We start from the raw sequence: 13,965 nt of genomic DNA, 5'->3' as shown, positions 1-13,965 counted from the left end.
AGACTCCTTACATTTTATTTATTTTGACTGAGCAAAGCGTCAAGTTTATCATCAAGACGTTTCACATCATCCTTAGTCGCATACTCAACTGAAGATTTCTTAGCATCAAGTTTCGCTAAAAATTCTTGAGCTTCTTCCTTACTTTGACGTTTGAGCTCTTGTTCCAGTTCCTTACCTTCTTCAACAGTCAAACGCCCCTTTTCAACCAACTCTTTGACAAAGCTATCCGCCTTATCAACTGTCATAGCAGTCAACCCGATTCCAGCTAAGAGAACCTTTTTCAAATCATTCATTATCGTTACCTCCATCTAAGTAGGAAAAGCAAAGAGATAGACTCGCTACTTCTTCGGAAAATATAAGAACGCTTTCACACTTTTATTCTACCACTTTTTCAGAAAATATGTGGAATAACATAAACAAAGTTATTGTGTATTAAAATACTCTCTTTTTACTCATGTCAACAGAAATCCAGATATATCAAAATTGTACTTTAATACTAAAAAAGAATCTCGAATATTTTTGAGATTCTTAGCCATATTCTATTTGTAAAGGGCTTCACCATTACTTTCGATAACAGACTTATACCAAACAAATGATTTTTTCTTATAACGAGCCAAGCTACCACTACCATCATCATTGCGATCAACGTAGATAAAGCCATAACGTTTACTGAGTTCAGCCGTTGAAGCTGATACCAAATCAATTGGCCCCCATGTCGTATAGCCCCAAAGTTCTACACCGTCTTGAAGGGCTTTGCCAACTTGAATCAAGTGTTTTTGAAGGTAATCAATACGATAATCATCTTCAACTGTTGGACCATCTGGGCCATCAACAAGAACATCCTTTGCACCTAGACCATTTTCGACGATAAACAATGGCAACTGATATCGATCATAGAAGTCATTCAAAACTAGTCGAAGACCGATTGGATCAATAGCCCAACCCCATTCAGATTTTTCAAGGTAGGGATTTTCGACACCACCTAAGATGTTGCCTTTTCCAACCTTATAGTCTTGCGGATTGTGTGCTGTTGCCACAGACATATAATATGAGAATGAAATAAAATCAACGGTATTCTTCAAGATTTCTTCATCACCTGGAGCAAATTGTATTTCAATACCATTCTCTTTGAAATAGCGTTTAATATAGTTTGGATATTTCCCACGCGCATGGATATCTGAGAAGAGATAGTTTTGATTTTCAAACTCGTGAACAGCCAACTGATCCAAAGGATTAGCTGTCATTCCATAAGCTGGCATGGCAAGAACCATACAACCAATCTTAAAGTCAGGGTTAATTTCATGACCGATCTTGGTTGCTGAAGCCGAAGCGACTAACTCATGGTGAACTGCTTGGTAAAGATCCTGTTTAGAGAGCTCTTCCATCGGAGTTGCAATCCCACCTGACATGAACGGTGCGTGTAAAACAGAGTTCACTTCATTAAAGGTCAACCAATATTTGACCTTATCTTTATAACGTGTGAAGACTGTACGAACATAATTCTCATAAAAACCAATTAATTTACGATTAGTCCATCCATTGTACCGACGCGCCAAGTTAAGTGGTGTTTCATAATGGGACAAGGTTACAAGCGGTTCGATGCCATATTTGGCCAATTCATCAAAAACCTTATCGTAGAAGGCTAGACCTGCTTCATTTGGCTCGGCATCATCACCATTTGGGAAAATACGAGACCAAGCAATCGACATACGAAAGACCTTGAAGCTCATCTCTGCAAAAAGTGCTATGTCCTCTTTATAACGGTGATAGAAATCTATACCTTCTAGCTTTAGATTATCTGATGTTGGTTGATCTGTGATCAAAGGATTCAAAGCCCCAGGTTCAAAAGGAACACCGCCCTTTGGCGTCACATCCTGTACAGACAATCCTTTGCCATCTAGGTTATAAGCACCTTCAAACTGGTTGGCAGCTGTTGCACCACCCCAGAGAAATTCTTTTGGAAATGTATAAGTCATCTTTTATCTCCTCGTCTTGTTTAATATACTAATAGTATAACACTTAGAAAACGATTACACTTATACTATCTTATTGACATCTGATACTATAGTACGAAAAAAACAGACCCAAGTCTGTTTTAATTAATCATTATTTTCAATAGTATTTGCTGCTTTGGCCTCTTCTCGCCTAACAACATTATCTTTAACAATCTGATAAAGGGTCGCAGCTACTGGCACAGAAACCAACATGCCCAAGATACCACCCAAAGCAGAACCTATGGTGATAGCGAAGATAACCCAAATACCAGGAAGTCCGGTAGAGCCACCAACCACATAAGGATAGATGAGATTTCCTTCAAACTGCTGCAAGATAACCACATAGGCAACAAATAAAAGTGCCAAGGTCACAGAGTGTGTCATAATCAAGATGGTACCAATTGTCACACCGATATAGGCCCCCACAACTGGTATCATAGCTGAAAAGCCAATTAGGATAGAAATAGTCGCGGCGTATGGAAAATCAAAGATACGCATCCCAATATAACACAAGGTTCCCAAGATACAAGCCTCAATCGACTGATAAACGAAGAAATTGCGGAAGCGATTATTGAGAATAGCGACCACATAGTGGAAAGTCTTACCATAACGTCCTAAATAGACGTCTACTAAACGATTGACCTGATTCCCAAGTTTCTCCTTTCCGGCCAAGACATAGCAAGAAAAGACGATGCTAATAAAGAGATTAATCAAGGTTGATGGTAGACTCGTCAACGAAGTCAAGAAGCTTGTCAAACCATTCATGATTTGTTGAAGCAACTGAGCACTGTAGCTATTGATTAGCTCTCTAACCTGTGTCACACCACCAAGATCTTGAATAATTTTTTGCAAGGACTTGTTTTTAAGCAGCCAATTAATCAAATTATTAATAGCTGAACGGTCTTGACTAATCAATGTGTTGATACTGTCAATCAAATCGGGAAGAACAGTGAAGACTACCCAAGTAAAGACCAAACCAATGGTCGCCAATGCCGAGAGCAAAGAAATAGGACGCTTGATCTTAGCTATAAAACCAAATGGAATAAACTTGACCAGTAGCTTCTCATAAAAAGACATCAGGATATTGACCACAAAGGCAATCCCTGCTCCAACCAGGAAGGGCTGACTGGCAATGTAAATAGTGTTACAAATTGAAACAACGGTTTCCCAGTAAGTATAAATCAAGAAACAGCTGAAAAAAAGGACAGCCAACCAAATGAACTGATTTTTTGTAAATTTCATAGGAACTCCAAAATTTAAAATACCCTTCCATTATACACTAAAAAAGGGTTTCTTACTATCTTTGATCATAGAAAGCCGCTAAAATTCCACCAACTCTTGATCAGCTATTGGATCAATAAGTTTGACAAAGTGAAAGCTCGATCCATCGTAATCAAAAACTAAGATGGCACAATTGCCTGGACACGACTCAAAGGCCCGCTCTGGCTCCACGGCATGAAGAAAAGTCATCAAGGCTCCAGCGTGACTAACAGCTAAAATAGATTGGTCAGGATGCTTATCTACTATTTCCTTTGCACTCGCAACCACACGCGCAACGAACTGATCTTGACTTTCCCCACCAAACTGGGCATAGTGGTCACCAAAATGCCCCACTATAGATGTCTTGGGATGAAGATACTCTGGCTGACCCTCAAAGATACCAAAATGCATTTCTTTTAGCCCCTTAACACGTTGATAATCAGTACGCCCAGTCGCCAATTCAATGGTATCAGAAGCTCTTTCAGTTGTCGTACAATAATACTGATCAAATGTCATACCATGTTTTTCAAAATAAGCACGGACCTGACGAGCTTGGTCCCGACCTTTTTCAGTCAAGGGAGAATCACACCAACCTTGAATCCGATTAAGTGTGTTAAAAAGTGTTTGTCCATGTCGCATTAAATAGAATCGTGTCATTCTTCACCTCCATAGATATACTCTTCTTCTACTGGATTATAAACTGAGACCAGTTCAAATTGACCTTGGTCATAAGTAAAGTGTAAAATACAACAATTTTTAAGACCACGAATATCTGGAACAGGGTCTAAAACACGTCTACAGAATTGCAAAATAGATGGACCATGACTAACCAGCAAGGACTTAGAACCATCGGCCACACTCTCCATGATGGCCCTAATCGTCAACTCCATACGATCCCGAACCTGGGTCGTACTCTCGCCACCAAATTGAACAAAGTAATCACCATAGCCTTGTCCATCAGGTAAGGTTTTAGGAGTAAGATACTCTGGCTGCCCTTCAAAAGCACCAAAATCCTGTCCTTTAAGACCTTTAAGTCTTTCATAATCTGTTCGTCCAGTCACAATTTCTAGAGTATCGCTAGCTCTCTCAGAGGTTGACGTAAAGACATGATCAAAAATTGGCTCTTGCTTGGCTAGATATTGACCAGCCTTTTTAGCCTGTTCAATCCCGACTTCCGTCAAAGGGGCATCGCAGACCCCCTGAAGCCTATGCTGAACATTAAATCGTGTTTCTCCATGCCTCATTAAATAAAATTCTTTCATAATGTTACCTCTAAACCAGAAATCGGATCAATCACCTGAAGAAGCTCCAATTGTCCTTGGTTATAATCATAAACACAAATATTACAATTTCCAAAACGCACTCCTTCAGGAAAGGCTAAGTCCATGGTAATGATTAATCCCCATAAAGCCGCCCCATGACTGACAAATAGGAGATTCTCAGCACCATCTTTAGTGTGTTCTTCTGCTTTTTCTAAAACAGTCTTTAAAACTCTCTGTCCAACCTTGCGAATATCTTCGCCACCGTATGGGACCAAGAGATCTTCAAAGGATCGTGAACCTGGACGATGTTTGGGTAGGAGATGCTCTGGTTGAGCTTCAAAAGACCCAAAATTCATTTCTTTTATTCCCTTGAGCTGGATTACAGTGTACTCAGGCGCCACAATCTTTGCCGTGTCAGTTGCTCTCTCTTGCGTAGATGAATAGACAGCATCAAAAGAAATACCTTTCTTCGCAAAGTACTGCTTAGCTTGTTCTGCCTGACAGATTCCATTTTCCGTTAGGGGAGAGTCACACCATCCCTGAACACGCTTTTGTGTATTAAATAATGTCTCACCATGTCGCATTAAATATAATTTCATTACTTTACCACCCTTTTTTAATATAAACCTAAATAATCTTCTAAGATAGTCAAGACACCTTGATCCTTATGATGCGGTGCTACTTGGTCTGCCACTTGTAAAATAGCTGGACTGGCATTTTCCATAGCATAAGAGCGGCCAGCCATTTGCAAGAGCTCAAGATCATTGTCTCCATCACCGAAAGCCTTGACATTATTTTCAGACAAGTCCCAGTGGTTAAGAAGCTGCTTGAGTCCCCAAGCCTTGTGCATGCCTTTTTGAATGAAGTCAATAGCACCAAAACCACTGGGAACAGCAACTAGATTGCCATCAAAATCACGATTAAAAGCCTGTGACACACGATTAGCCTCTTCAGGACTCAGCAACATGGTAATCTTTATGAAATCATCCTCTAAATCCTCCAACCTATTCAAACGGTGAATGGATGCTTCCATAGCGGCTTGCTCTTCTTCTGTTATCATCTCTTTACCAAAATGTAGTTTCGTTCCTGATAGCATGTAAGCAGATTTAGCCCCATTAAATATAGTCGGTTTATCTAACAAATCGTAATTAAAATAGCTTAGCAAGTTTTCAACATCATTTGATGCCATAAACTCCTGACACAGAAGCTTGCCATAGCTAACCACCTAACCACCATTTTCGACTACAAAATGCAGGCGGTCAAAAGTCTCCGCAAACATAGGTTTAAGGCGACTCATACTATTACCTGATGCAACGACAAAGTGCATATCACGCGCAGCCATGGCATCCAAAATCTGACTAAAACGCCCCTTATCATAGCTCCCTTTATCGTCTAAAAATGTTCCATCCATATCTGATGCAATCACCTTAATGGTCATAAAGCACCTCCTTGACTAACTTATCCCTATTATAACCCTTTTGGAAAACGCTTACCAGTACCATACTAGGAAAAACTGATACTATTCTTGGATATTTAATGGTCTTAGGATTGTTTTGTAAGCCTAGATTGTTTATAATTATAGTATGAAATTGAAGAATATTTTAAGAATACTATTTTCTCTTCTAATGATAGGTGCCATAGTTGGTGGACTGCTCTACCTCACCATCTATTTCAACAATCGAGATATTAAGAAACTTTCCATCCCATCAAATAAGGATGGATTGAACTTCACCATAAAGAATAAAGAGCTCTTAGATCAGTCTGTCTTACTTGAAAAAGGCAATATTAAAAATGTAGACATGCAGATTCTCTCCTTCAAGAAGGACGGAAAGTATGTCCTACAAAAAGGAAGAACCGAAGACAATAATCCTGAACTCACAGAGCAAAGTATTAAGTACGAAGCTAAGCGGCGAGAAGCTCTTGCTCTTATTAACTCTGGTTTTTGGTCTTACGAAGGGCTAGATCGTCCTTTCGCTCAAAAAGAAATCGAATTGGGAAAAACAGGCCTTCTATATGGAGATGATCAAAATAATATCACTGCTGGAACCTATCCAAATATCGACACAGCTAAAATGTTTACCCACATGGGAAGCAACGGTTGGGATACAGGTGCCTTTGGTATTCTCATTAAAGATAAAAAAGTAGATAAAACCTGGGAAAAAGGTGATCCTGACCAACCAAATGCTCGTTCCATTTACGTAGAGACTTATGATGGTATTATCCGTATTATCCAAACCTATGGCCACAACTCCCTCAATAAGGGCTTGAATCACGAAGATGTCTATAAGCTTTTAAAAAATATAGGCTACTCGAATATTCGTCTTGCCTTCCTACTAGATGGTGGTGGAACGACTCGTATGTACACGCGATCTGATAATGGTAAGGAAAAGGTTGCTGGTGCCTTTGTCGACAATAGAACCTATATTGAGTACCTCTACCTCACCAAGCGTGATACTAATGCTGCTGATCCAAATATATGGCGTGATCCAGAGCTCGTAAAAGCAGGTAAATCCAAGTCAATCACTTATGACGACTATATTGAAGCAATCTATTCAAATGGAAAAGTTCCAGGAACCCAATACCAGTTTGAAGTCTCCAAATAATGCAAAAAATCCTCATTTTACTGAGGATTTTTTATCTTATTTTAAATTGTTCAATGCAGTAAGTAGGTAGTGACCATCACGAATACCTTTACCGACACGCTTGGTATTTTCAACCAAATCTTGGTAATCAGTATCTGAAAGATTGTTAATTGTCGCCTTCAAATCCTGAAGAGAATCTACTGCAATTCCACAGCCGTTCTCAAGCACAAAATGAGATAAGGCTGACTGTTTCCAAACGACAAGCGGGAATCCTGAGGCCAAGTAAAGTGACGCCTTATGAGAGTTGTTATAGCGAAGGTACTCGCCGAAAACACCACTACATGTCTCAGCACTGTCGCCATCCCAGACAAGCCCAAAACCACCCTCTAGGGCTGCAGGAAGCTCATCAGGTAGGAAGGAACCAAAGTAGTTCTCATTCTCAAGAGCTCTGCTTTCGTCGAAGCCGACACCATAAAGGTTATAAGCAGGTTCTGCAGGAAGAGAGTAAAGATAACCAGCTTTTTCCTGAGCCAAATTACCAGCCACAATAATCGGCTGATTCTTTGTAAGACCCGTCTTCTCTTGGAAATTTGGAATCAAATAGTCAAAAATACCAAGACTGACAATCTTATCTTCTGCAATCCCTTTATCTACCAATACAGATTTCATAATTGGATTGTGGGCAATGATACCATCAGCTGCACCAAGAAGACCTGATTCTTGAATTTGAATGCGAATCTTATGCTTCAATGGGAAATTCTCAACATTGATATAACGAAGAGCTTCTAAATCGTGGATAATAAAATTAACTTTTACGCCTTTTTTCTGTGCTTTCTTTACATGATGTGTTGTGAAAAAACTATGATGAAGCATTGGGAACTGAATAAGTAACTCATCACCTTGCTTTAGTTGATTCAAGGCCTGACCAATAGCCTTAGATTTATGAAGCTGTGCTTTAAGTGTACTCATCTCGTACCAATTATCAACTGAAAGAACCAAGGCTTGATAACCTTCTCTCTTTACAATTTCTTCAACATCATTCCGTGCCTTATTACCGGCATTTTTAACATTGTTATCGTGTAAAAATTCTTCTTTTAAATAGTATTTCATCTCTTATTTCTCATTTTTCAAAAGCTGATTTTTCAGGATAGCGTTCTTGTAAGATTTCCTTAAAACGAATGATATTCTCCTCTTTAAAGTCAACTTCATCATTCACACAAAGCAATTTTTTATGTTTATCTTTAAAGATACTCTCTAACCTATCTATTTGATGTAAATTTATCGTTTCACCAAAATTCTTTGATATAGGATAAAACTGATTACTTTCAATATGCCAATACTGACAGATATATTGATTAACGTCTACTTCGTAGTTTCTAATTTTATTTCGTGACGTTCTATCTAAGGTTTCTCCCTCAATTTGCCATAAATTCGCCAAGGTGCTTTTTTTCATTGGTGTAGCTAAATGGTTGTTCACATAGCCAGTCGGCCCCCATGGCAAAAGTAGCAAGTTTTTCAAAACTAAATGCCCATAGCGGTAGTTAAAAAATTTCCAAGGTGAGGACTTTAGGGCCTTCTTATTAGGAAAATGACGATAAATTAACTCAACATTTTTGTAATATGTATTTGTATAAGCTGACCAAGGAACCAAAGCATCATATACAGCAAAAAGCTTAGGTTGACCATTTTTATAAAAATCCGAAGGTTGACTATCTCTAATCAAGTACACATCATCATTGAAATAGAGATAGTTTTCCGACAATCCTTCGATACGATGGAGATTAAGCTCAATGGCCGCAGAATTATAGGTAGGCAAGTACTCTTTAGGCATAAATTCCTTATGAGTAATCCATCTAAGTTTTGGATGATCCAAGTTCAACCATTCCGGTTTTTGACCATTGGTGACTAAGTAAACATTATTTACCCAAGGAGCATGCTTTTCAATCATTCGAAACCAGTAATTAAAAATTCCAAATTCACGGTATCTTAAATCTCCATCAACTAATTCATTAGAAACTGAGATTTGGCCTGTTACTTCTTGTTTCTCACGGATAAACTCTGGATCGCTACCATCAACCCAGAGAACAACGATATCAATCTTTTCTTGTGTCATCTAGTAAATTCTTTCTCAACGACTTCCAAGGCACGCTCAATAACCACGTGCATGTCGTAGTATTTATAGTCTGCAAGACGTCCACAGAAGATAACCTTGTCATTTTTCTCAGCTTCTTCTTGGTACTTAGCAAACATGGCATTGTTCTTTTCATCATTGATTGGGTAGTATGGTTCATCTCCACGTTTCCAATCAGCTGGGTATTCACGTGTGATAACTGTCTTAGGTTGTGTACCATACTCGAAGTGCTTATGCTCAATGATACGAGTATAAGGAATCTCACGCTCTGTGTAGTTGACCACGGCATTTCCTTGATGATTTTCTTCATCCAAGACTTCGTGTTCAAAACGAAGACTGCGATACTCCAACTCACCATGTTTATAATCAAAGTACTGGTCAATCATTCCTGTAAAGACAACTTTATCAGCTGAGCTTTCCAGCTCTTCACGATTGGCAAAGAAGTCAACCCCAAGTTCTACTTCTACATCACCAAGCATATTTTCAATGATGACATTGTAACCACCGATTGGAATCCCTTGGTAACGGTCATTAAAGTAGTTATTATCAAAAGTCAAACGAACCGGAAGACGTTTGATGATAAATGGTGGAAGGTCTGTTGCAGAACGTCCCCATTGTTTTTCAGTGTATCCTTTGATCAACTTTTCGTAGATATCTGGACCAATCAACTTGATCGCTTGTTCTTCCAAGTTTTTAGGCTCAACATCTTTCATATCAGCCGTTTGCTCAGCAATCTTGTCCTTAACTTCTTGAGGAGTCTTAGTGCCCCACATAGCATAAAATGTATTCATGTTAAATGGAAGGTTGTAAAGACTGCCCTTGTAGTTAGCAATTGGTGAGTTGATATAGTTATTAAACTCACCAAATTGGTTGACATAATCCCAAACTTTTTTATTTGAGGTATGGAAAATGTGAGCACCATACTTGTGAACGTTGATACCTTCAACATCTTCACAGTAGATATTGCCACCGATGTGATCACGCTTGTCAATCACTTTTACTTTTTTGCCACGTTTTGTAGCTTCATGTGCGAAGATTGCTCCAGACAAACCAGCACCAACGATAAGATAATCGTACATATTTTTCTCCTTAGTTTTTCATTAACTGTTGCTTCAAGTCTTTCATATCAACGACACGTAAGACAATAATCAAGACGATATAAATGATAGCACCGACAAGAGCATCTACTGCTACATTTAGCATTGGTTTCAATTGAACAAACATCTTAAAGACAAAGAGTCCAAGGTACATGACAACTGATGCTAAGATAATTTTTGACATGGCTGGAAGGATTGACACATCTTTGATGAATCTCCTTGAAAAATTCAATTGAATAACCCATACCAAAGCCTCTGTTAAAACTGATACAATTGAGGCCCCGACAAAGCCAAATGGAGGAATTAACAAGAGATTAAGTCCAACACTGACAACAGCCGGAATAGTCGTAGAGAGCATAAACTCACGATGTTTATTGTGTGGAATCAAAATCTGGATTCCCATAATATTCGTCCAACCGATAAAGAACATCCTAAAGACCATAATAGCAATGGCAAGATAAGCCTCTTGGAAATCTTTCCCTAGGAAGAAACTCACAAAGTCCTTATTAACAATCAAGAGACCTGCTATTATCGGGAAAATCACAAGATTATAAATCAAGAAAGACAACTCATGCATCTTGTTAACGGCCTTATGATTTCCGCTAGATAAAAGACCAGATACCCTAGGAAGCATTACACTACCTAAAGACGTCACTAGTGTTAAGAGGATATTGATAATCTTCAATGCCTGGTCATAAATACCGACGTCATTGGTAGATGACAAGGCACCCAACATCGTACGATCCAAAGTCACGTATAGTGAAATGGCAACCTGAGGGAGAAATAGCAAAATAACAGGTTTAAGATGTTTCTTAGCATAGGATAAATCAAATTGTGGTTCTCCAATGTAAGGTCTCGCTGGTAACCACATACTTAATTGCCCAAGCAATTCAAAGAAGGTCAATAGGAAAACATAGAGATACAAATCACCAGGTGTTTTCACAAAAAGGAAGATAGAAATAACTCCTAAAACCTTTACCGTTGTATTCCTTGCGGTAATACGACGAAAATCCTCCAAACCTTGGAATAACCAAGAAATATCCATTCCTTTCGATATCAAGCTTAATCCTAAGATATAAGCCACCATATTTTGCATACCAGGAAAGAACAAACATAATGATGTATACAAGACAAGAGACAAAATAGTCGCAATCAATTGGAGGGTATAAATACCCCAGAAATTTTTACGAATATCCTTTCGATGTCCTGAAATCTCCTTAGTACCATAGTTAGCAACACCTAAAGTTGCCAAAAGAATAAAGTAGGTCACAATCGAATTAAAGTAACCATAAGTACCTAAATCCTTTGAACTAAAAATCCTAGTAACATAAGGTGTCGTAATGATTGGTAAAACAATTACCAGTAATTGATAGGAAAGATTGTAGGCGTAATTTTTTAAAACTTTCATTCTACTCTCCCATTTTTACTTGCAATTCCTAGTGTCGTAGATGCAAATAAAATGTAGAAAAAGATGTTGTACGATGGTCTAATCCAAAATGCTTCAATCATACAATTCCATGTAATCAAAGATAGTAAAGTTAAAATCAAGTAATTTCCTTGTCGATAGATAACCCAAGATCTTACTAAATATAATATAACCAGAAGAATTACTGCAACACTTCCATAATAGAACAACATCTGAATATATGAGGAATCTACATAGTTATAACTTAAGACTGATTCCGTCTTACCACCGTAACCGATAAATTTTACCTCTGGGTTACCAAACAAACGTACAGCATAAGTTTTTAAGGCATCGTTTCCTAGTCTCAACCGCATACTAACCAAATTATTAGCGGCAACATAGAATGGACTTGACCATGTAAAGTTTTTCGTTAAGTAATACATAATCCCAGATGACGCTAAAATTGATACTGGAAGTATGCCAAAAATCATACGATGTTTATTTTTATTGAAATAAAAGAAAGCAAATATAAGGATTGAAATTACAATAGACATTGCATTCAAACGAGCATCACAAAACTTAATAATAAATGCTGCAAGACCTAATCCTAAAATTGAACGGGTAATAAGGAAACGATTTCTATTTAGATAACATAAAGCAACATATAAATAAAAACAATGTGATGCAAAATCCGTTGGATAAATGAAGCCAAATGAGTTTCTGGTCACAACACCTGTATTTCTCATTTGTATGAACTGCAAGTTTGGAATAACATGAACTAATGATAATAGTACAGTTCCTAATATAAAGGGAATCACTACTGCACTATAGACTTTTAAAATAAAATCCATGTCCATATCATATAAAGAAACAAGCAAAATCATATAAGCAAGGAAACTATAATTCTTCATTTGTAAAGCAACAAGAAAGCCTACAATTAGAAGTAAAGGTGCAAAAATCAAGTAGTTTATAGAAAATTTCTTAATGTCTTTAAAACGAATTAACAAACATAAAGAAACAAGTACAGATATAGAACTCGGTATAGTTGGAACCAATCTACCTAACATAGTTGTACCTAACATATCTACAGCTACTATAAATGCTAATACAAAACCAACTAATAATTTTTCTGCTTCAATACGAAACATTTTAACTCCTTTTAATTAACGCCTGAACCTTTTTAAGAAACAGAACAGTACGGTACATTTTATGTTTTAGTAAATATTTTATGAAAGGTTTCAAATCGTTTTCTTCTGTATAAATAAATGATTTGATGACTTTATTTTCACAAATATCCTTTACATATTTTAACTTTATACTGACTTGAGTATTTTGTTTGGAGATATTATAAATATTACTCATTAAGATTCGTGACTTAATTGTTTTATCAAAACCTGAACTATTCAAATTCCAGTCAGAAAGTAGATCATCAACCATCTTCAATTCTTGAAGCTGATACTGAAGACGCTTGGGTTTATAGCCCGACATAGCAGAACCTTTTCTACCAATGACATAAACATAGTAGGAATCTTGAGAAAGATAAATCTTGTTGACTTCACGATAAACATCAAGATTAAAGCGGACATCTTCACCTAACTCATACTGCTCAAAAGAGAGGTTATTTTCAAGAAGAAATTCTCTGCGATATATCTTATTCCAAACTGTGTAAAGCATATCCGATAGGAATAGTTCTTTAAATATCTTGATAAAACCATCCTTGTCGTAATTCCCTTTAAATGGAAGTGACTTTTCAGTACGCTGCTTCTCAGTTAAATCTTCCTCAAAAGAATTGTAATAACTAAAAACAGCCAAATCCATATCTAACACTAGCTTATCAGCAAAATCAGCAAAGAGATTACCAACAAGATAATCATCACTATCAACGAAGTAGATAAACTCTCCCCTGGCTTTGGACAAGCCAAAATTACGTGCCGAACCAACACCGTGGTTCTCAATATGATAGACTGAGATATTTGAGTACTCGTTAGCATAAGTATCGCAAATACTGCCACTACTATCCGTAGACCCATTGTCTACCACTATAATTTCCAAGTCATCATAGTTCTGAGAAATAATACTTTTTAAACAACGGTCAATATATTTCTCAACATTATAAACTGGAATAATAACAGAATATTTCAAAATAGACTCCTAAATCATATCAGAAAATGTTTTGAATACTGAAAGCCAGTTTTAATACTTTAAGTCTAAACAGTATATATTTTAACTTATTT

13 protein-coding genes and 1 pseudogene are annotated in these 13,965 nt (G+C 37.4%); 1 reads left to right on the top strand and 13 read right to left on the bottom strand.

Annotated features, from left to right (window positions below; all coding sequences use genetic code 11):
- Positions 1–14 precede the first annotated feature (14 nt).
- The 7 genes and pseudogenes from H7U04_RS02660 to H7U04_RS02630 form a co-directional block, all read right to left on the bottom strand.
- Entirely contained in the window at positions 15–293 is a 279-nt protein-coding gene (locus H7U04_RS02660; protein ID WP_110981298.1) for a phasin family protein, read from the bottom strand.
- Between the two features lie 246 nt (positions 294–539).
- A complete protein-coding gene (locus H7U04_RS02655; protein WP_110981299.1) occupies positions 540–1,976 on the bottom strand; it encodes a glycoside hydrolase family 1 protein in 1,437 nt (478 codons plus the stop codon).
- A 123-nt stretch (positions 1,977–2,099) separates the two neighbouring features.
- On the bottom strand, positions 2,100–3,236 hold the full coding sequence (locus H7U04_RS02650) for an AI-2E family transporter (protein ID WP_073687749.1): 1,137 nt from the start codon (positions 3,234–3,236) through the stop codon (positions 2,100–2,102).
- 78 nt (positions 3,237–3,314) lie between these two features.
- Complete coding sequence (locus tag H7U04_RS02645) at positions 3,315–3,911, bottom strand: histidine phosphatase family protein (RefSeq protein ID WP_201059289.1); 597 nt, start codon at positions 3,909–3,911, stop codon at positions 3,315–3,317.
- On the bottom strand, positions 3,908–4,516 hold the full coding sequence (locus H7U04_RS02640; protein ID WP_201059287.1) for a histidine phosphatase family protein: 609 nt from the start codon (positions 4,514–4,516) through the stop codon (positions 3,908–3,910). The genes H7U04_RS02645 and H7U04_RS02640 overlap by 4 nt, the downstream gene beginning before the upstream one ends.
- Positions 4,513–5,115: a histidine phosphatase family protein gene (locus H7U04_RS02635; protein ID WP_107373039.1), complete on the bottom strand. Its 603-nt coding sequence runs from the start codon at positions 5,113–5,115 to the stop codon at positions 4,513–4,515. The genes H7U04_RS02640 and H7U04_RS02635 overlap by 4 nt, the downstream gene beginning before the upstream one ends.
- A gap of 17 nt (positions 5,116–5,132) precedes the next feature.
- Positions 5,133–5,927, bottom strand: a pseudogene (locus H7U04_RS02630) (Cof-type HAD-IIB family hydrolase).
- A 172-nt stretch (positions 5,928–6,099) separates the two neighbouring features.
- Here H7U04_RS02630 and H7U04_RS02625 point away from each other — a divergent pair.
- A complete protein-coding gene (locus H7U04_RS02625) occupies positions 6,100–7,119 on the top strand; it encodes a phosphodiester glycosidase family protein (RefSeq protein WP_192573940.1) in 1,020 nt (339 codons plus the stop codon).
- A gap of 36 nt (positions 7,120–7,155) precedes the next feature.
- Here the strand turns inward: H7U04_RS02625 and H7U04_RS02620 are convergent, their stop codons facing one another.
- The 6 genes from H7U04_RS02620 to H7U04_RS02595 are packed head-to-tail and all read right to left on the bottom strand — an operon-like array spanning position 7,156 to position 13,873.
- Complete coding sequence (locus H7U04_RS02620) at positions 7,156–8,208, bottom strand: sugar transferase (RefSeq protein ID WP_201059286.1); 1,053 nt, start codon at positions 8,206–8,208, stop codon at positions 7,156–7,158.
- Between the two features lie 10 nt (positions 8,209–8,218).
- Entirely contained in the window at positions 8,219–9,211 is a 993-nt protein-coding gene (locus tag H7U04_RS02615; protein WP_084869948.1) for a stealth family protein, read from the bottom strand.
- Positions 9,208–10,308: a UDP-galactopyranose mutase gene (gene glf, locus H7U04_RS02610; RefSeq protein ID WP_198463922.1), complete on the bottom strand. Its 1,101-nt coding sequence runs from the start codon at positions 10,306–10,308 to the stop codon at positions 9,208–9,210. Before glf ends, H7U04_RS02615 begins: the two co-directional genes overlap by 4 nt.
- Positions 10,309–10,318: 10 nt before the next feature.
- Complete coding sequence (locus tag H7U04_RS02605) at positions 10,319–11,734, bottom strand: flippase (protein ID WP_201041358.1); 1,416 nt, start codon at positions 11,732–11,734, stop codon at positions 10,319–10,321.
- A complete protein-coding gene (locus H7U04_RS02600; RefSeq protein ID WP_080612042.1) occupies positions 11,731–12,879 on the bottom strand; it encodes a polysaccharide polymerase in 1,149 nt (382 codons plus the stop codon). Before H7U04_RS02600 ends, H7U04_RS02605 begins: the two co-directional genes overlap by 4 nt.
- Before the next feature lies 1 nt (position 12,880).
- Positions 12,881–13,873, bottom strand: coding sequence for a glycosyltransferase family 2 protein (locus tag H7U04_RS02595; protein WP_201041359.1), 993 nt, complete (start codon positions 13,871–13,873; stop codon positions 12,881–12,883).
- Positions 13,874–13,965 lie beyond the last annotated feature (92 nt).

Origin of the sequence: Streptococcus sp. 22.1, assembly GCF_016648645.1 — a bacterium.
Classification (GTDB): domain Bacteria; phylum Bacillota; class Bacilli; order Lactobacillales; family Streptococcaceae; genus Streptococcus.
The sequence above is the reverse complement of the archived record's forward strand: the minus strand, read 5'-3'. Positions and strand labels throughout refer to the sequence as shown.

What these genes read in the sequence shown, in the direction of transcription:
- H7U04_RS02660 (WP_110981298.1), bottom strand. Translation starts at nt 293, where the DNA reads ATGAATGATTTGAAAAAGGTTCTCTTAGCTGGAATCGGGTTGACTGCT.
- H7U04_RS02655 (WP_110981299.1), bottom strand. Translation starts at nt 1,976, where the DNA reads ATGACTTATACATTTCCAAAAGAATTTCTCTGGGGTGGTGCAACAGCT.
- H7U04_RS02650 (WP_073687749.1), bottom strand. Translation starts at nt 3,236, where the DNA reads ATGAAATTTACAAAAAATCAGTTCATTTGGTTGGCTGTCCTTTTTTTC.
- H7U04_RS02645 (WP_201059289.1), bottom strand. Translation starts at nt 3,911, where the DNA reads ATGACACGATTCTATTTAATGCGACATGGACAAACACTTTTTAACACA.
- H7U04_RS02640 (WP_201059287.1), bottom strand. Translation starts at nt 4,516, where the DNA reads ATGAAAGAATTTTATTTAATGAGGCATGGAGAAACACGATTTAATGTT.
- H7U04_RS02635 (WP_107373039.1), bottom strand. Translation starts at nt 5,115, where the DNA reads ATGAAATTATATTTAATGCGACATGGTGAGACATTATTTAATACACAA.
- H7U04_RS02625 (WP_192573940.1), top strand. Translation starts at nt 6,100, where the DNA reads ATGAAATTGAAGAATATTTTAAGAATACTATTTTCTCTTCTAATGATA.
- H7U04_RS02620 (WP_201059286.1), bottom strand. Translation starts at nt 8,208, where the DNA reads ATGAAATACTATTTAAAAGAAGAATTTTTACACGATAACAATGTTAAA.
- H7U04_RS02615 (WP_084869948.1), bottom strand. Translation starts at nt 9,211, where the DNA reads ATGACACAAGAAAAGATTGATATCGTTGTTCTCTGGGTTGATGGTAGC.
- glf (WP_198463922.1), bottom strand. Translation starts at nt 10,308, where the DNA reads ATGTACGATTATCTTATCGTTGGTGCTGGTTTGTCTGGAGCAATCTTC.
- H7U04_RS02605 (WP_201041358.1), bottom strand. Translation starts at nt 11,734, where the DNA reads ATGAAAGTTTTAAAAAATTACGCCTACAATCTTTCCTATCAATTACTG.
- H7U04_RS02600 (WP_080612042.1), bottom strand. Translation starts at nt 12,879, where the DNA reads ATGTTTCGTATTGAAGCAGAAAAATTATTAGTTGGTTTTGTATTAGCA.